We start from the raw sequence: 26,779 nt of genomic DNA on the forward strand, positions 1-26,779 counted from the left end.
ACCCAAAGTGTCGCGGGATGGAGCAGCCCGGTAGCTCGTCAGGCTCATAACCTGAAGGTCGCAGGTTCAAATCCTGCTCCCGCAACCAAAACAGTCCAACAAAACACCGAACGAGCCGCCCAAGGGCGGCTTTGCTCGTTCTCAACCGCTCGTTCAGCACCAACCCAACAATCGCCGACAAATAAATGGTAAGAAACGCGCAAAATGCGCGATCGGATCTCCCAAGACGTAGGCTACGACCGACAAACGAACTGCCGAGCCACGTCAGGGATCAGTCAGACTGCGTACACCCTTACACGCGCGCTTTTTCAAATGCGGCCCAAGCGATTTCAAATTTCTCGAAGTTGAAGCCGGGTTCAGAAGCCGCATTCAGAATTATTCGTTCGGTTTCAAAGAGTTTCAGAATGGCGTGTTCGATCCGATCAATCAGATCAGCAGGTACGACAACAGCACCATGCCGGTCCGCATGGATGAGATCAGATGGATTGACCGTCAGGCCGAAGATCGAAACAGGCGTGTCGATTTCTCGGACGTGAACGAAACCATGGCTGGGCCCGATAGAGCCGGCGATGACCGGGAATCCTTGCTGCATGTCACCAAGGTCCCGCATGACCCCGTTGGTGAGTGCGCCGGCCATTCCGAACCCTTTGTGCACAGACGTATTGATTTCGCCCCAATAGGCGCCGATGCAGGAGGGGAAATCGACATCCTCAACCACTGCAACTGAGGGCGCCGGGGCCTCGGCCATGTATCTGTAATAGTCCATTCGCCGCTGCCTGATGACTTCCGGCGCTTCGGAGGGCGGTTGCACCGCAGCGATCTTGGCGGTGCGGGCAAATCCGACGATTGCGCCCTCGGACGGGGCCGAGCAGAACATCGTGCCACGCGTGAATTGATCAAACCCGCGCTTGCCTTGGGCCATCTCGATGGCATTGCAGACTGTGGGTGTGTCGACCTTGCGCAGCAAGGCAAGTAGGGACGGTGTCATGGAGCCTCCAACCAACGGCGCAACGCCGCTGTAGTTTCCTGGGGTCGCTCGAGGGTGGGCAGGTGCCCCGCACCGATTACGACCTCCAGCGTGCTGTTTCCGAGAAGCTTGTGCATCAGTTCGTGCCGCTCCAACGGACATAGTCTGTCATCCTCGCCGCATAGAACGAGGCTTGGACCTTGATAAACGGACAAGGTGTCCGTTTGATCCGGGCGGCCCATGAGTGCGATGGACTGGCGAAGAAAAACCTCGGGGCCCAGATCGGTTGCCATGGCCATGCACAGGTCCAAAATTGCGCCCTGCCGAGGGCCATCGGCCAGATAGTTCGGCTTCAACTCGTCACGCATGACCTGCCGCAATCCACCTTGGCGCACGGCCTCCATCTGCGGACCGCGCCGGGTTTTGACCTCGTCTGCTTCGGCCAGAGGGTTCGTGTCCAGGAGTGCCAGCCGTTCAACGCGTTCTGGCGCCTGGCGCAGGACCTCCATGGCAACGATCCCGCCCATGGAAAGCCCCGCAAGAGCAAATACCGGCGGCGCGTGGCTTAGCACATCGGCCGCCATTGCCTCGACGCTGTCCTGGACGCTCAGCGAGTGGGTCATCAACGGCACCCGTCCGGACAGGGCCTCGATTTGCGGCCCGAACAGTCGGGCATCGCACATCATTCCGGGAAGAAGAACCAGGGGCGTCATGCCGAGGCCAATCTAGCACCTTCGGCCAGGGAGGCCAGCTTGGCATAGGCGATGTCTGGGTCGACCGCCCCGAAGCCGGCAAAAGTGCCAAACCCACAGTCACTCCCTGCGATGACCCGATCCGGCCCGACGATGTTGGTGAACCGCTCGATGCGTTGCCGCACCAGCTCGGGGTGTTCGATGAAATTCGTTGTCGTGTCCACGACGCCGGGTACAAGGATCTTGTCGTCCGGGATTTCGCTCTTGCGATCCCGGAAGACGGTCCACTCATGGGCGTGGCGCGGGTTCGACGTTTCGAACAGAACATAGCGGGATTTGGTTGCCATCAGGGTCGTGAACACCTGATCCATCGCAATGTCGCAGCAATGCGGGCCTTCGTAGTTGCCCCAGCAGATATGCACCCGGACCCGATCCTGCGGGACATTCTGCAGCGCGTGGTTCAGGGCTTCGACATGCATTTCGGCGATCGCGATGAATTCGGCATCGGAAAGATCAGCGAACAGCATGTGCCGGGACAGGGCCAGATCGGGGCAGTCCAACTGAAGATCCAGTCCCGCTGCGACGATCGTTTCATATTCCTGCTTCATCGCATCGGCGAGCGCGGCCAAATAGGCCTCACGGCTGGGGTAGTGGGCGTTCTGCAGAAACAGAGAAATCACCCCGGGCGAGGCGGCGTTCATGAAGCCACGTTCGACTCCGTTCTCAGCCATTGCCTGCTTGAGGTTGCTGATATCCTTGTTCAGTTCGTCCTGGCCTTTGGAGCGAACGTCGCCCGTGCATTGCGGCCGGGCGTATTGGGGTGTGCCCCCTTCGTTGGCAAGACGTTGCAAAAAGCTGGGAAACATCTTCAGGTCCGCGGGGGCATTCCGTGGACTGTCCCCCGAGAAACCTGTGTAGCGGTCCTTTACGTATGTCGCATACGAGATTTTTGAGGTCTCTCCGTCGCTGACGATGTCGACACCGGCCTCGACCTGACGCCGAACCGTTTCAGATACGGCCTTGGTCATGCAACTGTCGAACGCATCGGCGTCATAGGGCTCATTCCGCTCGCGCGCAAAGATGAAGTCGACAACTTCCTGGGATCGGGGCAGAGACCCCACATGGGTGGTGAGTATCGTTGTCATGCGGGGTCCTTTCTTGATCAGTCGCCGGTCCAGGTTGCGCCAGCAGGATCGTCGGTCGCGGTGATGCGGTACAACCCGGCCGTTCCGGTCATGGATGGAGTGATGGTATAGGCCTCGCCGGGCAGCACCAGTACCGTATCCCCGCCCGAAATCGTGGTTTCGACATCCTCGACAGTGACCCGCCAATGGCCGCTTGCCGGCATCAGCACGACGGGCTTGGCCGATTTGGTGGGGTCTTGAACACCTGAGCCACGGGTCAGGAAGTCGACCTCAAAGCCGGGCTTGTCCTTGATCAGACCGTTTTCACCGATCACCTTGGCGGGTTTGTCGGCCGCCAGCGCCATCAGGTCCCAGTAGCGGGCCACGTATTTGCCGATCACGGCTTCGACCGGCACTTCGGGATAGGATTCCAGCTGCTCCTCGGTCAGCAGAGGCATGGGCCGGACGTTGTGCGGGAGGTCCTGGCCCTTCTTGCTGTCGTAGAGCACGCCGTTGTCACCCAGCATCAACCCGTGCGCCCGGGCGTCCTCAATGACCTGAGGTGCCCAGGTGACGCCGCCGCCGGCATCGTCACCACCCAGAATGGACATGATCATCCCGTAGTCGTCGCCCACGTTCTCGAAGCCGCGGAAGATGCCGGTGGGAATGTTGAAGATGTCTCCTTCCTCGGCAATGAACTCGCCCGCCGTGCCATAGCGACCCCAGAAAAACCGCCAGCGGCCCTTGGCGACAAAAAAGACCTCGGCCGTCGTATGGCTGTGCAGCGAGTTGCGGCATTTGGGCGGCTGGCCGGCGGCCCCGATATTGAAGCCGATCTTGTCGGTTATGTGCACATGCTGATCCGGAGACTCCGAAACTCCGCCGCCGATTATGGTAAAGTTCTCTTTTTGATCGCTGCCCGGCGTGTGGGCATCAATGAAGGCCGTCTTGCACGGCTTGAGCTCGCCATAACGGACGATGCGTGATGCGATGGTTGATTGTGTCATGGTTCTGGTTCCGGATTATGCGTTTGAGGGAATGGTCGGCAGATGCGCGATCACGTTCCCGGAGGCCGCAAATTCAGGCGGCGCGCTCGAAGGCTTTGCCGGAATAGGTGAAAGCGCCGGCTTGCACCGGTCTCGCGCAGGCCGCATGCCAGAACACGATATTTGACCGGAGCGTGCATTCAGACCTCTGCGCCTTGCAGAAGGATCTGCTTCCAGACCGAGGTTTCATCAAACAGGGTGTATTCGCGGCGCAGCTTGGGCTGGCCGCGGATCAGTTCGCCGAATTCGGCATGGCTGATGCCCAGAACATAGACCTGCGCCCCGGTGGGGGCGCCGAACACCCCCCATCCGTCATGCTTGCCCCACAGGCTCCAGCGCAGTGCGGCACGGGGTGGCATGTTGGGATCGTCGCGGCCGATCTGGTGCTCGATGCGGAACTCGGCGTTGGGGAAGCTGGCCCGCAATCCCATCCAGAACCGGTCGACCGTGTCCCAACCGTGTCCGGTGACCCCGCCGACATATTCCGACTGCACCGCACGGTCGTATTCAGCCCCGATCGCGCCCATGTCGGCGTTCATGATCCGGGTCAGAATATCGGCATAGCGCTGGCCCCATTCATTGTCGTTGCCTCGACCCTTGTAGGGGCCGGGCTGGTCGATCTCGGGCGTCAGAGGTTTCACGCAGTTTTCCGGCCCGCCCTCGCGAGCGATCAGGTCGGCTGCGTATTCCTTGGGGTCCCAGCCCATCTGGCGCACGATAGCCCCCTGATCGCGGATCAGCCATTCATCGTTGATCTGATTGTCGATCGCATGGCAATCGGCCAGAATCCGGTACCGCAGCTTGGTTCCGGTTGGTTTGCCATAGACACCTTCGGCAAGGTGCGTGGCGGTCGAAATAATGCGGTGGGAACTCAGCATCCCCTCTTCGGGCGTGCCTGACCAGATCACGTCTTCGCCCAGAAGCTGCCGGTCGGGAAACTCGGCGAGGGTCGCCATCGTCGCGCCGATGACGTTTTGGTTGCCCAGCACGACCGAACCCGGTGAACGGACAACGATGTCGTCGCTGTAATATTCATGCAGCGTGGCGATCCCGCGATCTTCCCAGATTTCCTTGGTGATGCCGATGATATAGTCGGGAAAATCCCGGAATTTGGGGTCAAATCCCTTCATGTGTTCGTCCTTTTCGGGTTCCATCCCTTGGGCAACCGGGCCGAGGTTCGTACGATCAGCGGTCCGTCAATTGCCACCTTGCGGGGTTCAGAAGTCTTGGGCTCTTCGATGTGATCAAGCAGCGCGGCAACCGTTTCCGCGACCATCAGGTTCGCCCGCTGCCGAATCGTCGTCAGATTGTATGCGGGCCATCCGGCAGGGGGCACATCGTCATACCCCACGACCGAGACGTCTTCGGGGATGCGCAGGCCCAGCTCAAAGCGTAGAACATCCATGACCGCCAAAGCCATGTGATCGTTGGCGACGAAAACCGCGTCAGGTCGGCGCTCCGGTGCCACGTCGAACATGGTTCGGGCCGCCGCACGGGCATTTTCGGTGTGAAACTCGCCGATCCCATGTGCAAAAAGATCGCTTCCGGCATCGCGCAGTGCGGCAAGGAAACCAGCCTCGCGGTCGCGCTGGGTCGAGGCGCCCTGCCAGCCTGCGATGTAGCCGATGCGCTGGTGCCCGCCCGCCAGCAAAAACTCGGCTACCTTGCGGCCGCCGGCATAGTTGTCCGAGGTTACTGTGGTGATGCCCTCGATATCCTGACTGCGGTTGAACAGCACCACCGGAACGCCCGCCTGCTGGCAGCGCGTAGCGATGTCCGACGACATCGGCACCGAGGCCAGAATGACCCCGTCCACCTGATAGTCGAGGATTTCCTCCATCACGTCGTCGATGTTTCCGGCCGAGCGCGAAGCCATGAAGATCAGCACGTGATAGCCATGCTCCTGCAGGCGGTTGGACAGTTTCTCCAACGCTTCGGGATAGAAGTAGTTGTCCAGATAGCCGACCACCAGGCCGATGATCCGGCTTTTGCCCGACACCATCGCCCGCGCCAGCACGTTGGGACGATAGCCCAATTCGGCCGCCGCCTTGCGTACCTTTTCCTCGGTCTTCTTGCTGACCGAGGCGCCGGGGGTGAACACCCGACTGACCGCCGACTGGCTGACGCCGGCCAGTTGCGCGACCTGAAGCGATGTGACCTTGTCCGCCATCAGTCCGCCGTCCATCCGCCGTCGATCAGCATCGACGTGCCGGTGACCAGCCCCGAGGCGTCGGACGCAAGATAGAGGACCGCGCCCATGATATCCTCGACCTCGCCCACACGGTTCAGCTTGATCTTGTCCATGATCCAGGCCGCGCGTTCAGGGTTGTCGAAGGTCGCTTGCGTCAGCAGGGTTCGGATGAAAGTCGGGCAGACCGTGTTGATGCGCACGCCCTGCTTGCCCCATTCGATCGCCATCGCCTTGACCATGCCTTCCAGCCCGTGCTTGGTCGCACAGTACAGCGCCCGGTCGATGCCGCCGACATGGCCCATCTGGCTGGAGATATGGATGATCGAACCGGGCCGCCCGGCCGCCATCAGCGCCTTGGCCGCGTAGGCCGACAAGAAATAGGCCGAGCGCAGGTTGACACTCGTGACCGCGTCGAAATCCTCGGGCGCGGTTTCGACCGCCGGCCCGTGCCGCGCGGTCCCGGCCGAGTTCACCACCACGTCAAAGACCCGGCCGTTAAACAGCGCATGCAACGCGGTCAGGTCGCCCTGATCCAGCACCCGCCCCTCGGCCGACCAGCCCTGCGCTTGCAGGGCGGACACCGCTTCGTTCAACCGCTCGGCCCCGCGCGCGGCGCAGACCACATGCGCCCCGGCCTCGGCCAGGGCGACAGCGCAGCCCAATCCGATACCCGAAGACGCGCCGGTGACCAACGCGGTCTTGCCGCTCAGCGAGAACGAAGGGGTGCGGGGCAGTTGGGTCATCAGCTCATTCCATCCGGGATTTCAATGCGGCCCAGGTTCCGGGCCTTGTTGAATTCCCGCAGGCGGGCAAAGACGTCAACGCCAAGCTGCGCATAGGCGTCCAAAAGATCGACCAGAACCCAGTTTTCGCGGATTCGTCCGTTCTCCAGCCGCCAGAAATCGAGGCTGCGCATGGTGATCCGCTTGCCCGAAGGCGCGATGCCCATCCACCCGTCATGGGTGACGGTCTGGATCATGTTGGGCCAGCCGGTCACTGCCGCGTATTCGCCATCGCCGAAGAAATGATAGGTGATGTCATCGACATATTGCCCGCGATCCGGCATCCCGTTCAGGAACGGGATCTGGTGCCAGTTGCGGAACCCGGCACAGCCGCGCCCGGTGCCGATGCCCGAAGGCCCGTACCAGTTCATGCGCGGATGCCAGAACCGCTCCATCTCCATCACCTCGGGGCCGCCCTGCGAGGGGTGCTTTTTCAGATGTTCCAGCATGTCGACGATGTGCTGGCAGGTGGCGCGGCCCTGGTCGGCGTCATAGGGCCCCGGCACCAGACCGTCCTGCGTGGCCGGGCCGGGCACATGCCATTCGCGGCCCAGGCTGGGCGCCATCGGCCAGGCACGGGCCTGCATCATCACCTCGGGGATGTCCCACAGGGCCTGCATTTCGACGATCCGGCCGTTCTCGAACCGGTAGAACTCGTGAAACCGCATGGTGACCTGATGGCCGGTGGGCGGGATGTCCAGCCACGGACCGGTGAAAGTGCCGGTGTAGTAGCCGCCGCAGCCGACCCAGTCGGCGCCGAACTCGTCCGGCCCGGCCATCACGATATAGTCGCGCCGTTCGAGGTCCGGCCAGGCATCCAGCAGGCCCTTGTAGGCCAGATCGTAGAACGCCTCGCTGCCGGTGCTGTCACCGAAGGGGTGGCACAGGCGGAACAGGGCGTCGGGCGCGGTCACCTGCGCCAGCGCGGCCCGCACGCCGGATTCGTCGAAATCATACATTGCCGCCCGAAGCGGCGCGATCAGCGCCTTGTGCTGCGTATGCCTGTCACTCATTCGGCGGCATCCCGGTATGGGGCCGGCGCGCCATAGGGCACGTTGATGCCGCCATAGCGGCGCACCCGCACGTTGCATTGTTCGGCATGCCCCACGAAGCCTTCCAGCAGACACAGGCGCGAGCCGTACTCGCCGATCAGGGTTGCCGCCTCGTCGGTCAGGATTTTCTGATAGCTGTGGGTCTTCAGGAATTTGCCCACCCACAACCCGCCGGTATAACGCCCGGCCTTCTTGGTGGGCAGCGTGTGGTTGGTCCCGATCACCTTGTCACCATTCGATACGTTGGTGCGCGGCCCCAGGAACAGCGCGCCATAGCAGGTCATGTTCTCCAGAAACCAGTCATCGCGGTCGGTCATGACCTGAACATGCTCCGAGGCGATCTCGTCGGCGACCTGCAGCATCTCGTCATAGCTGTCGCACAGGATCACCTCGCCATAATCTTGCCAGCTGACCCGCGCGGTGTCGGCCGTCGGCAGGATGCCCAGCAAGCGGTCGATCTCGGACAGGGTCTCTTCGGCCAGCTTGCGCGAATTGGTGACCAGAACCGCGGGCGAGTTGTAGCCGTGTTCGGCCTGCCCCAGCAGGTCGGTGGCACAGATCTCGGCATCGACGGTTTCGTCGGCGATCACCATGGTCTCGGTCGGGCCGGCGAACAGGTCGATGCCGACGCGGCCGAACAGCTGGCGCTTGGCCTCGGCCACGAAGGCATTGCCGGGGCCGACCAGCATGTGCACCGGGTCGATCGTTTCGGTCCCCAGAGCCATGGCGCCGATGGCTTGGATGCCACCCATGACATAGATCTCATGCGCGCCGCCCAGATGCATGGCGGCGATCACCGCCGGATTCGGCTTGCCCTGGAACGGAGGGGTGCAGGCGATGATGCGCGGCACACCCGCAACGCTGGCCGTGGCCACGGACATATGGGACGAGGCCACCATCGGGAACTTGCCGCCGGGCACATAGCAGCCCACCGACTGCACGGGGATGTTCTTGTGGCCCAGGATCACGCCCGGCAGGGTCTCGACCTCGATATCGGTCATCGAGGCACGTTGCGCGCGGGCAAAGTTCATCACCTGCTCCTGCGCGAACTTGATGTCGGCCAGTTCGCGGTCTGACAGCTGAGCGATCAGGGCGTCGATCTCCTGTTGCGACAGGCGGAACGAGGCGGGCGAATAGTTGTCAAACTTCTCGCTCAGCTCGCGCACTGCGGCGTCGCCACGGGTTTCGATATCCTTCAGAGTCGCCTCGACCACGGCGCGGGTCTTGGCGTCATCCTCGGCCCGGTCTGCGTCGGACTTGCCGCGTTTGAGATACTCGATTGCCATTGTCTTGATCCTCAGTTGTCGGGGCGGGGCGGAGTTTTCTCTCCCCGGTCATATGCTTCCCAGCCGTGGCCCTGGAACAGGTCGACGCCCAGCTGCGCGGCGACATGGGCGAAATCAACGTTCACCCAGTTGTCGACGATCTTTCCGTCGACGACTTTCCAGAAATCCATGTAGCGGATCTCGACCCGCTTGCCGGTGGGCGGGATGCCCAGAAATTCGCCCGAATGGGTCGCTTCCTGCCGGCCGAAGGCCGCGGCCCATTCACCCATGTAAAGCCGCGCCTCGTCGATGCAGACCTTGTCGGAAAACGCGGCCTGGAAGGGGCGCTGCCAGTTGTCCTGAAACCCTTGCAGACCGTTCTTCGTGCCGCAGCCCTGGTTGCCCATCCAGCGGAATCCTTCGGCGAAGAACTCGCCAATGTCGTTGATGCGGTGGTCATTCAGGCCGTCGACCATGGATTCGATCACGCGGCGCGTGTCTTCGGTCTTGCTCAGGTCAGTGTCGCGGGTCAGAACCGCTTGTTCAGGTCGGGAACCTTTCATCGTCTTGTCCTTGTCAAGTTGTCAGGGATTGGGGATCGGGGGGACATTCCCCCAAATCCGGGAAAATCCCTGGGCAACCTGTTCAGCGCCGGATGGCGCGTCAGGGCGTTATGGCGGAACCGGCGGCTCATCAGCCTTTGACCGCGCCGGCGGTCAGGCCGCTGACGATCTGGCGTTGGAAGATCATGACCAGGAAGAACAGCGGCGCGGTGATCGACACGGCGGCGGCCACGGCGACGACCTGGTCGGTGGTGGTGGTTTCGCGGTTGAACATGCCGGCGATGGCCGGAACCATGGTCTGGTTCTGCGCGTCCAGCAGCAGCGAGGTCACCAGAAAGTCGTTGTAGGCCAGCAAGAAGCTGAACAGCCCGGTGGTGATGACACCCGGCCACATCACGGGCATGATCACCCGACGGAAGGCCTGGAAATGGTTGCAGCCATCCACGCGCGCGGCTTCGTCCAGCTCGGCCGGGATGTTCTGGAAGAACGACCGCAGCATCCAGATGGTAAAGGGCTGGTTGATCGCCACCAGAACTGCGATTACGGCAAAGGGCTTGCCGTACAGCGTGGGCGCGTTTTCCCCCAAGATCGGGCGCAGCCATTCGGCCGAGTTGATGAAGACTGGCAGATAGCCCGCCACCAGAACCGAGTGCGGCAGCGCGCGAAACACCAACGCGACGATCAGGATCCAGAACGCCAGCGTCGAGCCCGACCGCGCCAGCCCATAACCCGCCAGCGTGCCCACGGTCAGCGACACGGTCACGACGCCCGCGGTAACGATCAGCGAGTTCTTGAAGTTGTTGGAAAAGCCGCGGTCGATCCAGACGGTCTTGTAGTGCTCGGTCGTCAGACCAACCACGTCCCGCCCCAGCGGGCCGAACAGTGGGTTCAACACGTTCAGAACGGCCGGCAAGATCACGAAAAACACCAACAGAAAACCCATCACCAAGGCCAAACCGCCGATGATCCAGCCGAACCAGGCCTGACCCGGCTTGGTGTAGGTTCTGACCATCGAGGGCAGTGTCTTGGTCGTCGCAATCACCGCGACCCAGATGGTGACAATGCCGAGGATGATGTCGAGGATGGAAAGGCCCTCTCCGGTCGCAAGTGTCGCTGGACCGAAGATCACGTTCAGCGCGTTGCTGTCGAATGCGTCCACGGGTGATTTGAAGCTCATCACCGCGATCCAGAAGATCGGGAAGGCCGCCACGAGGCACCAGAACGCCAGAAACAGGTTCGACGACAGGCGCAGGCCGAGCGGTTGGCGAAGGGCGCGCGAGGACATATCAGTGACCTCCTTTGTGGTCGCGCCATGTCCGGCGCAGCGGTGCGATGAGAAGGATGACGATGCCGACCATGGTCAGCATGGCGCTGGCCGAAGCCCGACTGATCGAACGGTTGCCCGCCTGATCCGGCACGAGGAAGTCATAGGTCAGCCATTGCAGCGAGATGACGTAGCCCTGGCTTGAGAAGCCGACGATTTCTTCGAACACCCGGTAGGAGTCCATCAGATGGATCATCGACACGAAGATAATCAGCGGCATCAGGTGCGGGATGACGATGTATTTCAGGCGCTGCCAGCGGCTTGCGCCGTCGATCACCGCGCTTTCAAGGCTGTCCTGGTTCACGGTCTGAAGACCGGCGTAAAACACGATCGCGGCAAAGGGTGCGACGTGCCAGACGCGGTACAGCATCATCAGCAACTCGATCGTCCAGGCCTGCGCGAACAGCGCGATGTCGCGGTTCAGCCACCATTCCAGCAGGGCCGTGAGGATACCGTCGCCGCGAAACAGCCAGTTGATCGAAAGGGCCCCGATGACCGGCGTGATGATGAAGGGCAGGAGCGACACAAAGATCACCGGACCACGTATTGCCGATGCAGCATTGTTGATCACGATGGCGATCAGCAGCCCGGTACCGATCACCAAGGGCAAAGTGATCAAGGTAAAGGTCAACGTAAAGCGCAGCGCCTTCCAGAAATTGATCGTGGACAGCACGCTCCAGCTGCCTTCGCTGATCGCGCGCCAGGCGCGTTCGGGCTCCAGCACGTTGCGATAGCTTTCCAGCCCGACAAACTGGGTCTGCGTGATGATCTCGCCCTCTTCGTCCAGCCTCGGAATGGACTTTTCCTCGGTCACGCAGGTCTGGGTCAGGAAGCCCGGCGTGCAGGTCTCGACCTCGACCGTCTCATAGATGGGCTGGGTGACGTAGAAACTCTGCTTGAACACGCTGACCAGCGGGAAAGCGATAAAGAGAAGCATCATAAAGACAGAGGGGCCGACAAAGGCGGCAAATGTCCGGAAATTCATGGCTCTGCCTTTCTCATGGTTCTCGTTGGATTGGGTGCGGGAGGGTCGAGGCCCTCCCGCGGCAGGATCAGTTGTTGACCAGTCCGGCCTCTTTCGCGGCAGTCAGATAGTCCGCCTCGATGTCTGCCAGCGTGGTCTGTGCGTCCTTGGCGCCAGTCAGGTAATCGGCCAGGCCATTGCCAAGCGCGGTGTGCATGATCCCCATCGGGCCAGATGCGGGATAGGCTTTGGCGCCGGCTTCTGCCGAAGCGGCTGCACCTGCGGCCAGATTACCGGGCTTGTAGGCAGGGTTCAGCCAGACGGCGGCGTTGTTGTTGGCCTCGACCATTTCTGCGTCCATGCCTTCCAGCGCCACGCGGAATGCGGCATCGGCTTCCTCGTCGCTCATGTTCGAGGCAAGAACGATACCGTCCCACCAGATCGTGGTTGCCGGAGCGGCCGAGCCCATCGGAGCGGCCGCCATGACGACCTTGCCGACGACCTGGCTTTCGGCCTCATCGTTCATTGCGGCCGCGCGGCTGGCCCACAGGTTGGCCATGGCGATCTTGCCTTGTTGGAACTGCTGCTGAACGTATGTGGAATCCGACACCAGATACTCGGGGTCCATGTATTCGGTCATGGCCTTGAGCGTCTCCAGAGCCTTCACGCCCTGATCGTTGTTGATCGCAGGCATGTTGCCGTCAGCAAAGAACTCACCGCCTTCGCCCAGATACATGTTCACGAATTCCTGACCCAGGTTCCAGCCGGTCTTGAAGGTGCCGCCGATGGGGTAATCCATGACGCCGGCCTCTTTGATCTTGGCTGCAGCGGCCAGAACATCGTCATAGGTCTTGGGCTCTTCGATCCCCAGATCGGCCAGAACGTCGCTGCGGTACATCAGGTGCTGGGCGTTCACCATCATGGCGATCGCCATGGTTTGGCCGTCCACCTTGATCAGCTGGTTCGGCAGCAGATCCTGGCCATATTTCGCGACCAGATCATCCAGCGGACGAATGGTGCCTGCGTTCAGCAACGGCACCAGCGTTGCGTTCGACACGCCGCCGATCTGGTACAGAGCCGGATCCGCCGCGAAGGCTTCGGGCTGCTTCTCGCGGAACTCCTGGTCCAGCGATGCGCCGAAATTGCCGCACTCGGCCATCGCGTCGGTGACAGCCTTCCAGGCTTCGAACCCGGCGGACAGTGATTTGAGCGGAACGGTGTTCTCGAACGAACACGCCGCCCATGCTGTGCTGGTCACCATGGTCATGGCGCCTGCCATCAGAATTGTCTTGAGTTTCATGCGTTTCTCCCTGTCAGGATCGGTCCGTCGTCGACGTCCGGACCGTTGGTTGGCCCTTTCGGGCTTTGGTTGGGGTCAGCCCCCGATCCGCGCACCGCTCTCTGCTTCGAACAGGTGACAGATTTCTTTCGGCACCGAGAACGAGACCATCTCGCCTATTTCGGCACGGAATGCTTTGTCGGCTTTGACCGAGACCAGTGCGCCGCCAACCCGGACCGAAATCATGGTGGCGTCACCCAGCAGTTCGAGCGTGTAGATCGGTGCAGTGATCTGGCCTTGACCTTCGGCCAGTGTCGCATCCTCGGCGCGGAACCCCAAGGTCAGCGGGCCATCAGCAACGTCCACCCCCGGGATTTCGACACCCTTGGTCCGGAAAACGCCGCCCTCGACCTGACCATCCATCAGGTTCATGGCGGGCGAGCCGATGAAACTGGCGACGAAAGTGTTGGCCGGGCGGTCGTAGATTTCGGTCGGGCTGCCGACCTGTTGCACGATGCCCTTTTTCATCACCACCACGCGGTCGGCAAGCGTCATGGCCTCGATCTGGTCATGGGTGACATAGATCGTGGTGACGGCCAGTTCGTGGCTGAGATTCTTGATCTGCGCGCGGGTGGATACACGCAGCTTGGCGTCGAGGTTGGACAGCGGCTCGTCCATCAGGAACACGTTCGGTTCGCGCACGATCGCGCGGGCCAGAGCGACACGCTGACGCTGACCGCCCGACAGTTCAGCCGGCTTGCGATGGAGAAAATCGTCCAGCTCGACCATGGCGCTGGCGCGGCGCACCTTCTCGTCATGGGTCGCGGGGTCGATCCCGCGGACCTTCAGCGGGAAGCGGATGTTTTCATAGACGTTCATGTTGGGGTAGAGGGCATAGCTCTGGAACACCATCGCCACGTCGCGGTCCTTGGGTTCAAGATCGTTGACCACCTTGCCGTCGATCAGGATGTCGCCCTCGGTCACGTCCTCAAGCCCCGCGATCATGCGCATTGTCGTGGTCTTGCCGCAGCCGGACGGGCCAAGCAGAACCAGAAACTCGCGATCGGCAATCGTCAGATCGAAGTTGTGAACCCCAACAAACGATCCCCATCGCTTGCCGACATTGCGCAGTTGAATTTCCGCCATGAAGCCCCCCGGGAAGGAATCGTTTTGCATACGTTTGCAAAAGGGTATTCTTGGTTTACCAATTCTGGCAAGACATTTTTGCATACGTATGCAAATATGCCGGAAATCAGTGATTCACCCCCAGGCAATAACAGGCGCAAGATGCTGCAAAACAATGAAAAACAGATGAGCTTTCAAAAAGAGAAAGGTCTGGTGAAGGAGTTCTATGAGGACCTGCAGTTGGCCACCAACGACAAACTGTCAGATGTCATGGGGCGATTCTGTGCGCCGAATCTGCTGTGGCGCGGCTTTCACCCGTTCGGTCAGATTTCGGGGGTCCACGACGTAGCAGAAAACTTCTGGGGCCCGCTGCGAAACAGCCTCAAACGCATGCAGCGGCGTCAGGACATATTCTTTGCGGGGTGCAACTCGCTGACCGACGAGCGCGAGGTCTGGGTGGTTTCCATGGGCCATCTGATGGGTCTGTTCGACCATTCCTGGTTGGGCATTCGACCGACAGGCAAAATGGCGTTCCTGCGCTATTGCGAGTTCAACAAGGTGCAAGACGGCAAGATCGTCGAGACCGCGATGTATTTCGATATCCCGCATCTGATGGTGCAGGCTGGTCAGAACCCGTTTCCGCCCCAGACCGCAGCCCATCTTGTACAGCCCGGGCCCCTGACACACGACGGTATCCTTGGCACGGATCAACCCGCCGAAGAAGGGGAGCAGACTCTGGCGCTGATCAACGCCATGATTTCTGACCTGGGTCAGTGGAATAGTGGCCTGACCCTGAGCGAAGAGCTGAGCCGCACCTGGCATGACGACATGATCTGGTGGGGGCCCGAGGGAATTGGCGCCACCTACACGATTGAACGGTATGGCAAGCAACACGCCGGTCCCTTCCGCGCGGCATTCGCCGAGCGGTCAAAGACCAAACATGTCTGCCGGCTGGCCGAAGGTCACTACGGCGGGTTTTTCGGCTGGCCGAACTTCACGGCTGTTCCGACCGGAGGGTTCATGGGTATGCCGGCGACCCAAACGCCCGGTGAGTTTCGGGTGATCGACATCTATCGCCGCGCAGGCGACAAGCTGGCCGAGAACTGGATCTTCATCGACCTTCTGCACTTCTGGAAACAGCAGGGCGTGGACATACTGGAAAGAACCACGGGCATCGGATCGGCGCAGGTGTAGCCCGAGTGGCGGAATGGATGCAATGGGAGGGGATTTGGTGGAGCCTAGGGGAGTCGAACCCCTGACCTCTTGCATGCCATGCAAGCGCTCTCCCAACTGAGCTAAGGCCCCTTTCCGGTACCGCCTGTGCGGTGGACGGACGTTTATGAAACGACGTGCGCGAGTGCAAGACCAAAAAATCGGATTCGGTGAAAAAAGATGCGCGGCGCACGGGGCGCATCGGGGCGCGGGGCAGCCTGCGCCGCCCCGGCCGGATCACGAGTCTTCGTCTTCCGACGCGACGTCGGTGATGTCGTCCAACGAGACGTTGTCCTCGTCGTCGTCCTCAAGCAGATCGTCGTCTAGATCGACATCGACTGCGTCATCATCGTCCAGCAGTTCGTCATCGGACGAGGCTTCGCGCGCCTTGACCGACGCTGCATCTTCGGCGTCGGCTGCGATCATCCGGCTTTTGCCGGTTTCCAATTCCACGATCTCGCCGGTGTAGGGGCTGATGATCGGGTCCTTGTTCAGGTCATAAAACCGCTTGCCAGTGGTCGGACAAACGCGCTTTACGCCCCATTCTTCCTTGGGCATGTCAATTCCCCTTGATATCAGGTGAGTCGTATCAACGATTCAGGTCACCTGCCACATGCGGCGGGTACTGTCAAAGCCTTTGCGCCAAGGAGATCGCACCATGGGGCGACATTCATTGCCCGGACAGCCTCCCGTTGCGCTGACCTTGCGCAAATCGGCTCGGGCACGCCGCATAAGCTTGCGGATTTCCCAGTTGGATGGCCGGGTTACGTTGACTTATCCGCAGGGTGTGTCCGAATCCGAGGCAATCGGCTTTGCGCGCTCAAAGGAGGACTGGATCCGCCAGCATCTGGGCGCGCGGCCCGTTCCGGCGTCAGTCGGCTTCGGGGAAACCCTGCCGGTCGAAGGTGTGCCAAGGCGAATCGTACCGGCGGAGGGGCGCCGGGTCAGTTTGCACGCCGATCAGGTTGCGGTGCCCGAAGGGGCCGAGGCGCGGCGCCTCGCCCGCTTTTTGAAAGAGTTGGCACGTGATCGACTGACCGAAGCCTGCGACGACTATGCGGCCATGCTGGGGCGGGGCTACTCTAGCCTGACGATGCGCGATACACGGTCGCGGTGGGGGTCGTGCAGTGCAGCGGGAGGGTTGATGTTTTCGTGGCGGCTGATCCTGGCGCCCCCTGAAATCCTGCACTATGTCGCGGCTCATGAGGTCGCGCATCTGGCCGAAATGAACCATTCGGCGGCGTTCTGGGCGCAGGTCGAGCGGCTTTTTGGGCCGTACAAAGCGGCCCGGCACTGGCTGCGCGACAATGGGGCCGAACTGCACCGTTACAGGTTCGATGCGCCCGCCGGTTGACCTCACGGGGATTTGTGATCACATAAGGGCATGTTGACCACCCGCAGCTCCGACTCCCAGATCGCGACCCATGATCAGGTATACCGCGCCCTGCGGTCTCGAATCATGCATGGGGAAATTCCACCCGGTCAGGCGCTGACGCTGCGCGGAATAGGCAAGGAGTTCGGTGTGTCCATGACGCCGGCGCGCGAAGCCGTGCGCCGTCTGGCCGCCGAAGGGGCGCTGTTTCTGTCCAACTCGGGTCGGGTCTCCACGCCCGAACTCAGCAACGACCGGATCGAAGAATTGGCCGCGCTGCGGGCCCTGCTGGAGGTCGAGCTGGCCAGCCGTGCGCTGCCTCGGGCGCATATGGCTCTGATCGACCGGTTGCAGAGCATCAACATGACCGTGGCCGAAATGGTGACCAAGCGCGATGCGGTCGGCTACATCCGCACGAACCTCGAGTTTCACCGCACGCTTTATCTGCGGGCGCAGGCTCCGGCCATGCTTGCGATGGCCGAAACAGTCTGGCTGCAGCTTGGTCCGACCATGCGGGCTCTTTATGGCCGCCTGCGACGGACCGAGCCGCCGCATTACCACAAGCTGATCATCGCCGCTCTGAAGGCGGGGGACGAGCCGGGTTTGCGGTTGGCGGTGCGATCGGATGTGACCCAGGGTCTGCGCCTGCTGGTCAGCTGAGCGGGCCTTTGCTCAAAGTGTGAAATCCAAACGGGCGGCGGTTGCGAAGCTGGCCTCAAGGCATTTGCTGCGCTACGCTGCTGCCAACAACAAACAAGAGCAGATTTCAGCCATGATCAATCGACGGACATTCTCACTGGGCCTCGGTGCAGGTTTCCTGAGCGCCTGCGCGGGCGGGTCCGCGCCTACCGGAACAACCGCGTCGCGAATGCGGGCAGTGCCCAATGCCGGCTGGGATTCCTGGGTTGCAAGTTTCAAGGCGCGCGCGGCAGGGCAGGGTATTTCGCAAGCGACGATCGACCGGGCGTTTCAGGGGGCCGGTTACCTGCCAGATGTGATCGAACGCGACCGCAACCAGGTCGAATTCAAGCGCTCGCTCGAAGACTATCTGGCCATTGCCGCGTCAGACGAGCGGATCAGTACCGGCAAGCAGATGCTGCAACGCCACAACGCCACCCTCACGCAGATTGAGTCGCGCTATGGCGTGGACAAAGAGGTTGTGGTGGCGGTCTGGGGGCTGGAAAGCCGCTATGGGCAGCGGCGGGGCGATGTGCCCGTGATTTCGGCCCTTTCCACGCTGGCCTATGACGGGCGTCGCGGGGCGTTCTTCGAAAGCCAGCTGATTGCGGCGTTGAAGATCCTTCAGAACGGTGACACGTCGCCGGCGAACATGACCGGTAGCTGGGCCGGCGCCATGGGGCATACGCAATTCATCCCGACCTCGTATCTGGCCTACGCAGTGGATTTCACCGGAGACGGCCGACGCGACATCTGGTCCGACGATCCGACAGACTCGTTGGCTTCGACAGCTGCCTACCTGTCACGGGCGGGTTGGGTGCGAGGGCAGCCTTGGGGAGGTGAGGTCGGATCTGCAGCGGCAAATTCGGGCACACCGGTTGCAATTCTGCAGCCGCAGAAACCCGGGCCGCGCATAGCGGTGTTCCGCAATTTTCAGGTAATCAAACGCTACAACAACTCGGACAGCTACGCGATCGGGGTCGGGCACCTGTCCGATCGGATCGCCGGTGGCGCACCTTTTCAGGCGTCATTCGGGCCCGATGAGACCGGCCTGACGCTGGAAGATCGCAAAGAGTTGCAGCGGCGTCTGACTGCTGCCGGGTATGACACGCAAGGGGCTGATGGGGTGATCGGCAAGAACACCACCGCGGCCATCACCGCGTATCAGCAAGCCAAGGGCCTGCCCGTTACGGGCGTACCCTCGGTCAGCTTGTTGCGCTCTTTGGGTGGTTGACGGATCAGGCCGCCAGTCCCTTGGATCCGAGCTCCAGGAACTTCTGACGCCGGTCCTTGATCAGCGCGGCGGCATCCTTGCCGTTCAGTTCCTTCAGCATCTTGGCGATCGCCTTGCCCACGGATTCGATCGTGGCCGGGCGGTCGCGATGCGCGCCACCTTTGGGTTCGGGGATGATCAGGTCGCAGACGCCCAGCTTTTGAAGGTCCTGCGCGGTCAGGCGCAGCGCCTCGGCGGCCTCGCGCATTTTTTCGGCATCTTTCCACAGGATCGACGCGCAGCCTTCGGGCGAAATCACCGAATAGATCGAGTGTTCCAGCATCGCTACCCGGTTGGCCGTGGCAAAGGCCACCGCGCCGCCCGAGCCACCTTCGCCGATGATGACAGACACCAGCGGCACACCGATTTTCAGACACATCTCGGTTGAACGGGCGATCGCTTCGGATTGCCCGCGTTCTTCGGCGCCCTTGCCCGGATACGCGCCGGCAGTATCCACCAAGGTGATCACCGGCAGACCAAACCGACCAGCCATTTCCATAAGGCGCACGGCTTTGCGATAGCCTTCGGGGCGGGCCATGCCGAAGTTGCGCTCGATCCGCGATTTGGTGTCCGAGCCTTTTTCATGGCCGATCACCATCACCGGCTGATCGTTGAACCGCGCCAGGCCGCCAATGACCGCCAGATCGTCGGCAAAATTGCGGTCGCCGGCCAGCGGGGTGAATTCGGTGAACAGGGCCTCGACATAATCCTTGCAGTGCGGACGTTGGGGATGGCGGGCTACCTGGCATTTTCGCCAGGGCGTCAGGTCCTTGTACAACTCGTCCAGCAGCTTGGCCGCCTTGGCGTCCAGCGCGGCGGCTTCGTCCGCTACGTCCATCTCTTCGTTGGCGCGGGCCAGGGCGCGCAGCTCTTCGGCTTTGCCTTCAATCTCGGCCAGCGGTTTTTCGAAATCCAGATACTGGGTCATGACGCCTCTCAACGCGAAAGTTCTCCGCTATATGACCCGAGGTCGCCCCGGATGCAACTCGGCACCGCATGTCGGGGTGCGTTTCCCGCGCGGGGCGGCAAGGTAGGCGGGCCGGCGACTTCAGCCCGGCCACAGCACCGGGTACAAGGAAATCACCAGAAGAACCGCCATCGACCAGTTGAACACGGTCAGACGTCGCCGGTTGGTCAGCACGCGCGCCATCTGCTGGCCCAGAACCGTCCAGGTGCTGACAGATGGCAGATTCACGCAGCCGAATACAATGGCAACCAGCGCAATGGCTTGCAGGGTCTGGCCCGGGGCATAGGCGGTCGTCGCCGTCAACGCCATGGCCCAGGCTTTGGGGTTCACCCATTGAAACGCCGCCGCCTGCAGAAACGTCATGGGTCGTCCGGCGTGTCCCGGGCCCTTGGCAGGAGCCGCATTGGCAATTCGCCACGCGAGGAATAGCAGATAGGCCACCGACGCGATTTTGAGGATCACGTGGCTGACGGGGTAGGCTTCGAACACCTGCACCAACCCTGCGCCGACCAACAAAACCATCAGCATGAAACCCAGGCCGATACCCAGCATATGGCGGACTGTTCGCCGGAACCCGAAATTCGCCCCTGAGGCCATGAGCATCAGATTGTTCGGCCCTGGCGTGATGGACGAGACGAAGGCAAACGCGACCAGCGCAAGTAGGATGTCGTAAGTCATGGCGCAAAGATCGCCCAGGTATGGTCAAATGAAATTGCGATTTCGCGCTCGATTACATAAAGCTTGCAACAAATGGCGAATATTGACCTCAAGAATCAGCAAATATTGCAAGAGCTGGCCCGGAATGGCCGGATCAGCAACCTTGAACTGGCGGACCGCGTAGGGCTTTCGCCGTCTGCCTGTCTGCGCCGGGTTCAAGAGCTTGAGCGGTCGGGCATTATCAGCGGGTATCGCGCCGTTTTGAACCCTGCGGCGATGGGTGTCGGTTTTGTCGCCTATATCGGCGTCGGACTGGGTGAGCATACAAAGACCGCCCAGGAAGGTTTTGAAAAAGCGGTGCAATTGGCGCCCGAAGTGGTCGAATGCCACAACATCACCGGTACGATCGAATACTTGTTGCGGGTGGAATGCGCCGACCTGTCGGCCTACAAGACCTTCCATACCGACGTATTGGGCACGTTGCCCCATGTCACCTCGATCACGTCCTACGTGGTCATGGGATCCCCGAAAGACCTGAGGGCCTGAGCTTGAACCCACTGCCGCAAGGACCTTGCAGGCATATGTATCCCGGAATATCGTCAGCCTGAAAGCGCCAGAAACTCGGCATCAGATCGAACAGGGCGCGATGTCAGGGAGACACGATCATGAGTTTTGTTCGGACAGGCGCACTGGCGGCCGTGATGGCGATTGTCGCCGGTGCCGCATTTGCCGCGCCTTTGAAATTGCAGCCCGCCAACCCGCAGCCCAATCCCAAGGCGGGGTTGAACGTGAAATATGTGGGGCAGGGTACTCAGAGAAAGATCCGCGATCTGAGCCAGGCCAAAAGCGTGTTGTCCAAGGCCAAGCCGGGCAAGCCACTGCGCGGGCTGGACTACGCCGACACCAACAAGGGCGAGCCGGTTTTGACATTCACGGACCCCTACAATGTTGCCGCTGAAATCACCGGGTACATGCGCTTTGATTCTCCGGGCATTTACGAGCTTGAAACATGGTCCAATGACGGGATCGAGGCCTATGTCGGTGGTCAGCAGATCGGCCGTGTCACCGGGATCCAGGGGTGTGAAGCCAACCAGCGCACGGAAGTCGAAGTTCCAAAGGCGGGCTGGTACCCTCTGAAGATCATCTATTTCCAGAAGCTGGGAACGTCCTGCCTGATGATGAAATCCGGCAAGCAGGGTGAGAAGTTTACCTGGACCCCAAACAACGTGTTCGGCCGCTGAGGCCAACCGAAGTCAGGAAAAGGCGCTCGGAACGAGCGCCTTTTTTCGTAAGTCCCTGTCAGCCGTTTGCGGCGATCAGCTCGGCCTGTGCTACGATCACCTCGGCCTGCTTGATCGAGGCGATGTCGACCAACCGCCCCTTGTAGACGGTAGCGCCTTCGCCCTTGGCCTTGGCTTGCTCCATCGCGGCCAGAATCTCGCGCGCTTCGGCCACCGCCTCGTCCGACGGGGTGAAGACTTGATTGGCCAGCGCGATCTGCTTGGGGTGGATCGCCCATTTGCCGACCATGCCCAGCGTCGCCGAACGGCGCGCCTGCGCGATATAGCCTTCGTCGTCCGAGAAGTCGCCGAACGGCCCGTCGACCGGCAGCACCCCATGGGTGCGGCAGGCAGCCACGATGGCAGCCTGGGCCCAGTGCCACGGGTCCGACCAGTATTTCTGACCCTCGCACAGCATGTAATAGTTTTCCTGCGTGCCGCCGATTCCCGTGGTCTGCATCCCCATCGAGGCGGCGAAATCGGCCGCGCCCAGGCTCATGGCCTGCAGGCGTGGAGAGGAGGCCGCGATTTCCTCGACATGGGCGATGCCGGCGGCGGATTCGATGATGACTTCAAAGCTGATGGGCTTGGTGCGGCCCTTCGCGCGTTCGATCGCAGTGACCAGAGCGTCAACCGCATAGACATCTTCGGCGCAACCCACCTTGGGGATCATGATCTGATCCAGCCGGTCGCCGGCCTGTTCCAGCAGGTCAACGACATCGCGGTACCAATAGGGCGTATCCAGCCCGTTGATGCGCACCGACATGTACTTGTTTCCCCAGTCCACGGTGTTCAGCGCCTCGATCACGTTGGCGCGGGCGGTGTCCTTGTCGGACGGGGCCACCGAATCTTCGAGGTCGAGGTTGATCACGTCCGCGGCCGAGGCGGCCATCTTGGGGAACAGCTTGGTGTTGGAACCGGGGCCGAACAGCTGACAGCGGTTTGGTCGCGCCGGGGCGGCGGGTTGGGTACGAAAGCTCATCGGCACCTCGTTGGGTAATGAAATTGCGATTTCAGTTGGCAATTGGGTATTAAATTGCGCGACCCTGCGCAAGCCTGATTGTGCAACTGCGGCAATGCTGTTGCAGAAAGCTGTGCGCACCCCCCGGAACGCGGCGGTCAAAGTTTCATCGTTTTGAAAATTTCGAAGTTTTTCGCGCCGCGCGGGGGAATCTTGCAAAATTCTCCGGCCGAGGTGCGGGAGGTCGGAGGAAAACGAGAAACGCTCGTTGACGGCCTTCAATAGGTTGGGGCGGAAGAAAAGGAGAGCGCGCGATGATCGAGACACCGTATCTGCTGTTTTTGGGCGATGCCCCCGACCAACTGGCCGCCAAGGTCGCGATCGGCATTCGGGATTGGCGCCCGGAAAACGCCGTGGGTCAGCTACGGATGGAAGGCTGCAAGGCCGACCTGGGCCTGACCGACATGACCCTGGCCGAAGGCAAGGCCGCCGGCGCCAAGACGCTGGTCATCGGTGTCGCGAACCGCGGTGGCGTCATCAGCCAGGCCTGGAAAGAGGTCCTGATCGCCGCGCTGGAAATGGGCTACGACCTGGCCTCGGGCCTGCACAACCTGCTGCGCGACGAAGGCGATCTGGTGGCCGCGGCCCAAACCCATGGATGCACCCTGCATGACGTTCGCGTGCCCACGGTGGGCTATCCGATCGCCAACGGGCGCAAGCGCAGCGGCAAGCGCTGTCTGGCGGTGGGCACGGATTGTTCGGCGGGCAAGATGTACACGGCCATGTCGATGGATGCCGAGATGCGCAAGCGCGGCATGAAATCGACCTTCCGCGCCACCGGCCAGACCGGCATTCTAATCACCGGTCAGGGCGTTCCGCTCGACGCCGTGGTGGCCGATTTCATGGCCGGTTCCGTCGAATACCTGACGCCCGAGAACGATCCCGATCACTGGGATCACATCGAGGGGCAGGGGTCGCTGTTCCACGTCTCGTATTCCGGCGTGACCATGGCGCTGATTCATGGCGGTCAGCCGGATGCCCTGGTCCTGTGCCACGAACCGACACGCACCCATATGCGCGGTCTGCCGGAATACTCCTTGCCGACGCTGGAGCAGCTGCGCGACACGGCCCTGCCTTTGGCGCGCGTCGCCAACCCCGCCTGCCAGGTTGCGGGTGTTTCGATCAACACACAGCACCTCAGCGAGGAGGACGCGAAAGCCTACATCGCCAAGGTCGAGGCCGAGATGGGCCTACCGGCGACCGATCCGTACCGGTTCGGCGCGGGCAAGCTGGTGGACGCGCTGGCCGCGATGTGATCCAACCGGGGCGTCGATGGCGGGGATACCTGCCTCCGGCGCTGGAAACTGCAAAGACAGAGGAGTGGGCGCGTGCAGATCGACGTCTCTCGTGATGTGTTCCGGCTGGCGCAGGTGTTCACCATCTCGCGCGGGTCGCGGACCGAGGCAAAGGTATTGACGGTGCGCCTGACGGGTGGGGCGCATCAGGGTTGGGGTGAATGTGTGCCCTATGCCCGGTATGACGAAACGCTGGAATCGGTCGAGGCTGAGATCCGCGGTCTGCCCGATACGTTCTCGAGCCAGTCGCTGATGGACCTGCTGCCCGCCGGTGCCGCGCGCAATGCGGTCGATTGCGCCCTGTGGGACCTTGAGGCCAAGCGGGCGGGCAAGCGCGCCTGGGAACTGGCCGGCCTGCCCGCGCCCAAACCCGAGGTCACCGCCTATACCCTGTCGCTGGACACGCCCGACGCGATGCGGGCGCAGGCGGCGAAGAACGCGCATCGTCCGCTGTTGAAGATCAAGCTGGGCACGCCCGACGACATGCCGCGGCTCGAGGCCGTGCGAGCCGGGGCACCGGATGCAAAGATCATCGTGGATGCCAACGAGGGCTGGTCGGCCGAGGTCTACGCCGATCTGGCGCCGCATCTGGTGCGTTTGGGCGTCGCGCTGGTCGAACAGCCGCTGCCCGCCGGCGATGACGAGGCGCTGATCGGGCTGGATCGCCCGGTGCCGGTCTGCGCCGACGAAAGCTGCCACGATCGCGCCAGCCTGCCCGGGTTGAAGGGCAAGTATGACGTAATCAACATCAAGCTGGACAAGACCGGCGGTCTGACCGAGGCGCTGGAACTGCGCCGCGCGGCGCAGGCCGAGGGCTATGGCATCATGGTGGGCTGCATGGTCGGCAGCTCTTTGGCGATGGCGCCTGCGACACTGGTGGCGCAGGGTGCCCTGGTGACGGACCTTGACGGCCCGCTTCTGTTGGCCGAAGACCGCGACACCCCCCTGGTTTTCGACGAGGCCGGAGTACATCCGCCGCAGGCGGCGCTCTGGGGGTGACGCGCTGAGGCGAGGAATGGGCGCAGCCCAAGGACGAGAAGGATATGACATGACCCGCACCGTTTACGTGAACGGCGAATACTTGCCCGAGACCGAAGCCAAGGTCTCGATATTCGACCGAGGCTTTCTGATGGCGGATGCCGTCTATGAGGTGACCAGCGTGCTGGACGGCAAGCTGATCGACTTCGAGGGTCACGCGGTGCGCCTGAAGCGGTCGCTGGACGAATTGCAGATGGCCGAACCCTGCAGCAAGGACGAGCTGCTCGAAATCCACCGCAAGCTGGTCGAGTTGAACGGCATCACCGAGGGGCTGGTCTATCTGCAGGTCACACGCGGCAGCGACGGCGACCGCGATTTCGTCTTCCCCTCGGCCGACACCAAGCCGACGCTGGTTCTCTTCACCCAGAACAAGCCCGGGCTGGCTGACAATCCGGCGGCGAAAAAAGGGGCCAAGATCATCTCGATCGAGGATATCCGCTGGGGCCGCCGCGACATCAAGACGGTGCAACTGTTGTACCCGTCCATGGGCAAGATGATGGCCAAGGCCGCAGGGTGCGATGATGCATGGATGATCGAAGACGGGTATGTGACCGAAGGCACCAGCAACAACGCCTATATCGTCAAGAACGGCAAGATCGTCACCCGCCCGCTGTCGAACGACATCCTGCACGGGATCACCCGCAAGGCCGTGCTGCGCATGGCGGCCGAGGCGCAGATGGAAGTCGAGGAACGCCTGTTCACCATCGACGAAGCAAAAGAGGCCGACGAGGCCTTTACCACCTCGGCCAGTGCTTTCGTGATGCCTGTGGTCGAGATCGACGGTGTCGCGCTGGGCGACGGCACGCCGGGCCCGATCGCCAGGCGGCTGCGCGAGATCTATCTGGACGAAAGCCGCAAGGCGGCGATCTGAACGCCATGGCCCGCCGATCTGGCGGGCCTTTTCGTTTTGGCGTCAGTCTTTCTTGCCGACGTTCTCTTCGAACGCGACCTTGAAGGCGGCCTGTTTCTCGGGGCTGGCCTCGGTATGGTATTTCGATTTCCACTCATCCATGGTCATGCCATAGAAAATCTCGCGGGCTTCGTCCTTGCCCATTTCGATGCCTTTTTCATTGGCGGCCTCCTGATACCACCGCGCCAGGCAGTTTCGGCAGAACCCGGCCAGATTCATCATGTCGATGTTCTGAACGTCGGTGCGGTCCTGCATCAGGTGTTTCTGCAGGCGGCGGAAAGCGGCGGCCTGAAGTTCGATCTCGGTCTGGGGGTCCATGGTCGGGCTCCGGTTCGTGGGATTTGATCCAGACCTAGCAAGCCCGAAGCCATTGCACAACGCGCGCCGGTTCAGACCAGCTTGAGAGCAATCCAGGGCATCAGGCAGAAGATCAGTGTCAGGATCTTGTAGTTCGCCAGATACTTGAAATAGGCCTTTCTGACCTCGGCCTTGTCCATCTGGAACATGCGACCGTGAATGGCGGCGATGCGGTCCTGCAGGGCCACCACCATCAGGGTCGACAGCAGCAGAACCGCAAAGTTCAGAACGGTCATCCAGCCGAAAAAGGCTGTCAGGGTTTCAGGTGTCATGACGGCCTCCTTTCAGCTCAAAAAATGGGGGCCGCCCTCGCGCCGCGCAAGAGCGCGGGCGTCGTTTGGTCGC

General features: G+C 61.7%; 29 protein-coding genes and 2 tRNA genes. 10 read left to right on the forward strand and 21 right to left on the reverse strand.

Going from position 1 to position 26,779, the window contains the following annotated elements; all coding sequences use genetic code 11:
• Nucleotides 1-11 precede the first annotated feature (11 nt).
• A tRNA-Met gene (locus tag ACR0DA_RS17085) sits at nt 12-88 on the forward strand.
• 204 nt (nt 89-292) lie between these two features.
• Here ACR0DA_RS17085 and ACR0DA_RS17090 read toward each other — a convergent pair.
• The 14 genes from ACR0DA_RS17090 to ACR0DA_RS17155 form a co-directional block, all read right to left on the reverse strand.
• Nucleotides 293-988 (reverse strand): RraA family protein, encoded by a 696-nt coding sequence (locus tag ACR0DA_RS17090; RefSeq protein ID WP_480755042.1) that lies wholly within the window; start codon nt 986-988, stop codon nt 293-295.
• Entirely contained in the window at nt 985-1,680 is a 696-nt protein-coding gene (locus ACR0DA_RS17095; RefSeq protein WP_480755044.1) for an alpha/beta fold hydrolase, read from the reverse strand. Before ACR0DA_RS17095 ends, ACR0DA_RS17090 begins: the two co-directional genes overlap by 4 nt.
• Nucleotides 1,677-2,804, reverse strand: a complete 1,128-nt coding sequence (locus ACR0DA_RS17100; RefSeq protein ID WP_480755046.1) for a cobalamin-independent methionine synthase II family protein — start codon at nt 2,802-2,804, stop codon at nt 1,677-1,679. The genes ACR0DA_RS17095 and ACR0DA_RS17100 overlap by 4 nt, the downstream gene beginning before the upstream one ends.
• A gap of 17 nt (nt 2,805-2,821) precedes the next feature.
• The gene (locus ACR0DA_RS17105) at nt 2,822-3,790 is read right to left on the reverse strand and encodes a cupin domain-containing protein (RefSeq protein WP_170448790.1); all 969 of its coding nucleotides are present in this window, start codon (nt 3,788-3,790) and stop codon (nt 2,822-2,824) included.
• Nucleotides 3,791-3,969: 179 nt separating this feature from the next.
• Nucleotides 3,970-4,959, reverse strand: coding sequence for a nuclear transport factor 2 family protein (locus ACR0DA_RS17110; protein WP_480755048.1), 990 nt, complete (start codon nt 4,957-4,959; stop codon nt 3,970-3,972).
• Nucleotides 4,956-5,999 (reverse strand): LacI family DNA-binding transcriptional regulator, encoded by a 1,044-nt coding sequence (locus ACR0DA_RS17115; RefSeq protein ID WP_170408007.1) that lies wholly within the window; start codon nt 5,997-5,999, stop codon nt 4,956-4,958. The genes ACR0DA_RS17110 and ACR0DA_RS17115 overlap by 4 nt, the downstream gene beginning before the upstream one ends.
• A complete protein-coding gene (locus ACR0DA_RS17120; RefSeq protein ID WP_480755049.1) occupies nt 5,999-6,763 on the reverse strand; it encodes an SDR family NAD(P)-dependent oxidoreductase in 765 nt (254 codons plus the stop codon). Before ACR0DA_RS17120 ends, ACR0DA_RS17115 begins: the two co-directional genes overlap by 1 nt.
• Complete coding sequence (locus ACR0DA_RS17125) at nt 6,763-7,815, reverse strand: ester cyclase (protein WP_480755051.1); 1,053 nt, start codon at nt 7,813-7,815, stop codon at nt 6,763-6,765. Before ACR0DA_RS17125 ends, ACR0DA_RS17120 begins: the two co-directional genes overlap by 1 nt.
• Nucleotides 7,812-9,140 carry a histidinol dehydrogenase gene (hisD, locus tag ACR0DA_RS17130; protein WP_480755052.1) on the reverse strand — a complete coding sequence of 443 codons (1,329 nt, stop codon included), beginning with the start codon at nt 9,138-9,140 and terminating at the stop codon, nt 7,812-7,814. Before hisD ends, ACR0DA_RS17125 begins: the two co-directional genes overlap by 4 nt.
• Nucleotides 9,141-9,151: 11 nt before the next feature.
• A complete protein-coding gene (locus ACR0DA_RS17135; RefSeq protein ID WP_480755054.1) occupies nt 9,152-9,682 on the reverse strand; it encodes an ester cyclase in 531 nt (176 codons plus the stop codon).
• Nucleotides 9,683-9,812: 130 nt separating this feature from the next.
• Nucleotides 9,813-10,967, reverse strand: coding sequence for a carbohydrate ABC transporter permease (locus ACR0DA_RS17140; RefSeq protein ID WP_170361381.1), 1,155 nt, complete (start codon nt 10,965-10,967; stop codon nt 9,813-9,815).
• Nucleotide 10,968: 1 nt separating this feature from the next.
• The gene (locus ACR0DA_RS17145; RefSeq protein ID WP_244952478.1) at nt 10,969-11,943 is read right to left on the reverse strand and encodes a carbohydrate ABC transporter permease; all 975 of its coding nucleotides are present in this window, start codon (nt 11,941-11,943) and stop codon (nt 10,969-10,971) included.
• A gap of 115 nt (nt 11,944-12,058) precedes the next feature.
• The gene (locus tag ACR0DA_RS17150) at nt 12,059-13,270 is read right to left on the reverse strand and encodes an ABC transporter substrate-binding protein (RefSeq protein ID WP_480755055.1); all 1,212 of its coding nucleotides are present in this window, start codon (nt 13,268-13,270) and stop codon (nt 12,059-12,061) included.
• A 75-nt stretch (nt 13,271-13,345) separates the two neighbouring features.
• Nucleotides 13,346-14,395 (reverse strand): ABC transporter ATP-binding protein, encoded by a 1,050-nt coding sequence (locus ACR0DA_RS17155; RefSeq protein WP_480755056.1) that lies wholly within the window; start codon nt 14,393-14,395, stop codon nt 13,346-13,348.
• 165 nt (nt 14,396-14,560) lie between these two features.
• On the opposite strand from ACR0DA_RS17155, the gene ACR0DA_RS17160 reads away from it, so the two are divergent.
• Nucleotides 14,561-15,568, forward strand: coding sequence for an ester cyclase (locus ACR0DA_RS17160; RefSeq protein WP_480755057.1), 1,008 nt, complete (start codon nt 14,561-14,563; stop codon nt 15,566-15,568).
• A 35-nt stretch (nt 15,569-15,603) separates the two neighbouring features.
• On the opposite strand, the gene ACR0DA_RS17165 is transcribed toward ACR0DA_RS17160, so the two are convergent.
• Nucleotides 15,604-15,679, reverse strand: a tRNA-Ala gene (locus tag ACR0DA_RS17165).
• Nucleotides 15,680-15,823: 144 nt separating this feature from the next.
• Complete coding sequence (locus ACR0DA_RS17170) at nt 15,824-16,144, reverse strand: TIGR02300 family protein (RefSeq protein WP_170342794.1); 321 nt, start codon at nt 16,142-16,144, stop codon at nt 15,824-15,826.
• A gap of 100 nt (nt 16,145-16,244) precedes the next feature.
• Here ACR0DA_RS17170 and ACR0DA_RS17175 point away from each other — a divergent pair, with 100 nt between their 5' ends.
• From ACR0DA_RS17175 to ACR0DA_RS17185, 3 genes are all read left to right on the forward strand, one after another.
• Nucleotides 16,245-16,940, forward strand: coding sequence for a M48 family metallopeptidase (locus ACR0DA_RS17175; protein ID WP_254429025.1), 696 nt, complete (start codon nt 16,245-16,247; stop codon nt 16,938-16,940).
• 30 nt (nt 16,941-16,970) lie between these two features.
• A complete protein-coding gene (locus tag ACR0DA_RS17180; RefSeq protein ID WP_093965127.1) occupies nt 16,971-17,618 on the forward strand; it encodes a GntR family transcriptional regulator in 648 nt (215 codons plus the stop codon).
• Between the two features lie 112 nt (nt 17,619-17,730).
• Nucleotides 17,731-18,870 carry a lytic murein transglycosylase gene (locus tag ACR0DA_RS17185; RefSeq protein ID WP_170361404.1) on the forward strand — a complete coding sequence of 380 codons (1,140 nt, stop codon included), beginning with the start codon at nt 17,731-17,733 and terminating at the stop codon, nt 18,868-18,870.
• Nucleotides 18,871-18,874: 4 nt separating this feature from the next.
• Here the strand turns inward: ACR0DA_RS17185 and ACR0DA_RS17190 are convergent, their stop codons facing one another.
• On the reverse strand, nt 18,875-19,837 hold the full coding sequence (locus ACR0DA_RS17190) for an acetyl-CoA carboxylase carboxyltransferase subunit alpha (protein WP_480755059.1): 963 nt from the start codon (nt 19,835-19,837) through the stop codon (nt 18,875-18,877).
• A gap of 120 nt (nt 19,838-19,957) precedes the next feature.
• Nucleotides 19,958-20,554, reverse strand: a complete 597-nt coding sequence (locus tag ACR0DA_RS17195) for a LysE family translocator (protein WP_480755060.1) — start codon at nt 20,552-20,554, stop codon at nt 19,958-19,960.
• Between the two features lie 72 nt (nt 20,555-20,626).
• Here ACR0DA_RS17195 and ACR0DA_RS17200 point away from each other — a divergent pair, with 72 nt between their 5' ends.
• Together ACR0DA_RS17200 and ACR0DA_RS17205 are read left to right on the forward strand one after the other, a co-directional pair.
• A complete protein-coding gene (locus ACR0DA_RS17200) occupies nt 20,627-21,079 on the forward strand; it encodes an Lrp/AsnC family transcriptional regulator (protein ID WP_170373309.1) in 453 nt (150 codons plus the stop codon).
• Between the two features lie 119 nt (nt 21,080-21,198).
• Nucleotides 21,199-21,774: a PA14 domain-containing protein gene (locus ACR0DA_RS17205; protein WP_170372621.1), complete on the forward strand. Its 576-nt coding sequence runs from the start codon at nt 21,199-21,201 to the stop codon at nt 21,772-21,774.
• Between the two features lie 58 nt (nt 21,775-21,832).
• On the opposite strand, the gene ACR0DA_RS17210 is transcribed toward ACR0DA_RS17205, so the two are convergent.
• Complete coding sequence (locus ACR0DA_RS17210; RefSeq protein WP_480755062.1) at nt 21,833-22,795, reverse strand: L-malyl-CoA/beta-methylmalyl-CoA lyase; 963 nt, start codon at nt 22,793-22,795, stop codon at nt 21,833-21,835.
• A gap of 293 nt (nt 22,796-23,088) precedes the next feature.
• On the opposite strand from ACR0DA_RS17210, the gene dgcN reads away from it, so the two are divergent.
• From dgcN to ACR0DA_RS17225, 3 genes are all read left to right on the forward strand, one after another.
• The gene (gene dgcN, locus ACR0DA_RS17215) at nt 23,089-24,090 is read left to right on the forward strand and encodes an N-acetyltransferase DgcN (RefSeq protein ID WP_170453004.1); all 1,002 of its coding nucleotides are present in this window, start codon (nt 23,089-23,091) and stop codon (nt 24,088-24,090) included.
• A 72-nt stretch (nt 24,091-24,162) separates the two neighbouring features.
• Nucleotides 24,163-25,128 carry an N-acetyl-D-Glu racemase DgcA gene (gene dgcA / locus ACR0DA_RS17220; RefSeq protein WP_170601411.1) on the forward strand — a complete coding sequence of 322 codons (966 nt, stop codon included), beginning with the start codon at nt 24,163-24,165 and terminating at the stop codon, nt 25,126-25,128.
• Nucleotides 25,129-25,177: 49 nt separating this feature from the next.
• Nucleotides 25,178-26,038, forward strand: coding sequence for a D-amino-acid transaminase (locus ACR0DA_RS17225; RefSeq protein WP_005981128.1), 861 nt, complete (start codon nt 25,178-25,180; stop codon nt 26,036-26,038).
• A gap of 42 nt (nt 26,039-26,080) precedes the next feature.
• Here the strand turns inward: ACR0DA_RS17225 and ACR0DA_RS17230 are convergent, their stop codons facing one another.
• Nucleotides 26,081-26,395 (reverse strand): DUF1244 domain-containing protein, encoded by a 315-nt coding sequence (locus ACR0DA_RS17230; protein ID WP_170601413.1) that lies wholly within the window; start codon nt 26,393-26,395, stop codon nt 26,081-26,083.
• A gap of 71 nt (nt 26,396-26,466) precedes the next feature.
• Complete coding sequence (locus ACR0DA_RS17235; protein ID WP_093965143.1) at nt 26,467-26,706, reverse strand: DUF6868 family protein; 240 nt, start codon at nt 26,704-26,706, stop codon at nt 26,467-26,469.
• Nucleotides 26,707-26,779 lie beyond the last annotated feature (73 nt).

The organism is Ruegeria sp. CI8, from assembly GCF_056536865.1.

Bases quoted from the DNA above. Each gene is read 5' to 3' on its own strand.
- ACR0DA_RS17090 (WP_480755042.1), bottom strand. From the start codon at position 988: ATGACACCGTCCCTACTTGCCTTGCTGCGCAAGGTCGACACACCCACA.
- ACR0DA_RS17095 (WP_480755044.1), bottom strand. From the start codon at position 1,680: ATGACGCCCCTGGTTCTTCTTCCCGGAATGATGTGCGATGCCCGACTG.
- ACR0DA_RS17100 (WP_480755046.1), bottom strand. From the start codon at position 2,804: ATGACAACGATACTCACCACCCATGTGGGGTCTCTGCCCCGATCCCAG.
- ACR0DA_RS17105 (WP_170448790.1), bottom strand. From the start codon at position 3,790: ATGACACAATCAACCATCGCATCACGCATCGTCCGTTATGGCGAGCTC.
- ACR0DA_RS17110 (WP_480755048.1), bottom strand. From the start codon at position 4,959: ATGAAGGGATTTGACCCCAAATTCCGGGATTTTCCCGACTATATCATC.
- ACR0DA_RS17115 (WP_170408007.1), bottom strand. From the start codon at position 5,999: ATGGCGGACAAGGTCACATCGCTTCAGGTCGCGCAACTGGCCGGCGTC.
- ACR0DA_RS17120 (WP_480755049.1), bottom strand. From the start codon at position 6,763: ATGACCCAACTGCCCCGCACCCCTTCGTTCTCGCTGAGCGGCAAGACC.
- ACR0DA_RS17125 (WP_480755051.1), bottom strand. From the start codon at position 7,815: ATGAGTGACAGGCATACGCAGCACAAGGCGCTGATCGCGCCGCTTCGG.
- hisD (WP_480755052.1), bottom strand. From the start codon at position 9,140: ATGGCAATCGAGTATCTCAAACGCGGCAAGTCCGACGCAGACCGGGCC.
- ACR0DA_RS17135 (WP_480755054.1), bottom strand. From the start codon at position 9,682: ATGAAAGGTTCCCGACCTGAACAAGCGGTTCTGACCCGCGACACTGAC.
- ACR0DA_RS17140 (WP_170361381.1), bottom strand. From the start codon at position 10,967: ATGTCCTCGCGCGCCCTTCGCCAACCGCTCGGCCTGCGCCTGTCGTCG.
- ACR0DA_RS17145 (WP_244952478.1), bottom strand. From the start codon at position 11,943: ATGCTTCTCTTTATCGCTTTCCCGCTGGTCAGCGTGTTCAAGCAGAGT.
- ACR0DA_RS17150 (WP_480755055.1), bottom strand. From the start codon at position 13,270: ATGAAACTCAAGACAATTCTGATGGCAGGCGCCATGACCATGGTGACC.
- ACR0DA_RS17155 (WP_480755056.1), bottom strand. From the start codon at position 14,395: ATGGCGGAAATTCAACTGCGCAATGTCGGCAAGCGATGGGGATCGTTT.
- ACR0DA_RS17160 (WP_480755057.1), top strand. From the start codon at position 14,561: ATGAGCTTTCAAAAAGAGAAAGGTCTGGTGAAGGAGTTCTATGAGGAC.
- ACR0DA_RS17170 (WP_170342794.1), bottom strand. From the start codon at position 16,144: ATGCCCAAGGAAGAATGGGGCGTAAAGCGCGTTTGTCCGACCACTGGC.
- ACR0DA_RS17175 (WP_254429025.1), top strand. From the start codon at position 16,245: ATGGGGCGACATTCATTGCCCGGACAGCCTCCCGTTGCGCTGACCTTG.
- ACR0DA_RS17180 (WP_093965127.1), top strand. From the start codon at position 16,971: ATGTTGACCACCCGCAGCTCCGACTCCCAGATCGCGACCCATGATCAG.
- ACR0DA_RS17185 (WP_170361404.1), top strand. From the start codon at position 17,731: ATGATCAATCGACGGACATTCTCACTGGGCCTCGGTGCAGGTTTCCTG.
- ACR0DA_RS17190 (WP_480755059.1), bottom strand. From the start codon at position 19,837: ATGACCCAGTATCTGGATTTCGAAAAACCGCTGGCCGAGATTGAAGGC.
- ACR0DA_RS17195 (WP_480755060.1), bottom strand. From the start codon at position 20,554: ATGACTTACGACATCCTACTTGCGCTGGTCGCGTTTGCCTTCGTCTCG.
- ACR0DA_RS17200 (WP_170373309.1), top strand. From the start codon at position 20,627: ATGGCGAATATTGACCTCAAGAATCAGCAAATATTGCAAGAGCTGGCC.
- ACR0DA_RS17205 (WP_170372621.1), top strand. From the start codon at position 21,199: ATGAGTTTTGTTCGGACAGGCGCACTGGCGGCCGTGATGGCGATTGTC.
- ACR0DA_RS17210 (WP_480755062.1), bottom strand. From the start codon at position 22,795: ATGAGCTTTCGTACCCAACCCGCCGCCCCGGCGCGACCAAACCGCTGT.
- dgcN (WP_170453004.1), top strand. From the start codon at position 23,089: ATGATCGAGACACCGTATCTGCTGTTTTTGGGCGATGCCCCCGACCAA.
- ACR0DA_RS17225 (WP_005981128.1), top strand. From the start codon at position 25,178: ATGACCCGCACCGTTTACGTGAACGGCGAATACTTGCCCGAGACCGAA.
- ACR0DA_RS17230 (WP_170601413.1), bottom strand. From the start codon at position 26,395: ATGGACCCCCAGACCGAGATCGAACTTCAGGCCGCCGCTTTCCGCCGC.
- ACR0DA_RS17235 (WP_093965143.1), bottom strand. From the start codon at position 26,706: ATGACACCTGAAACCCTGACAGCCTTTTTCGGCTGGATGACCGTTCTG.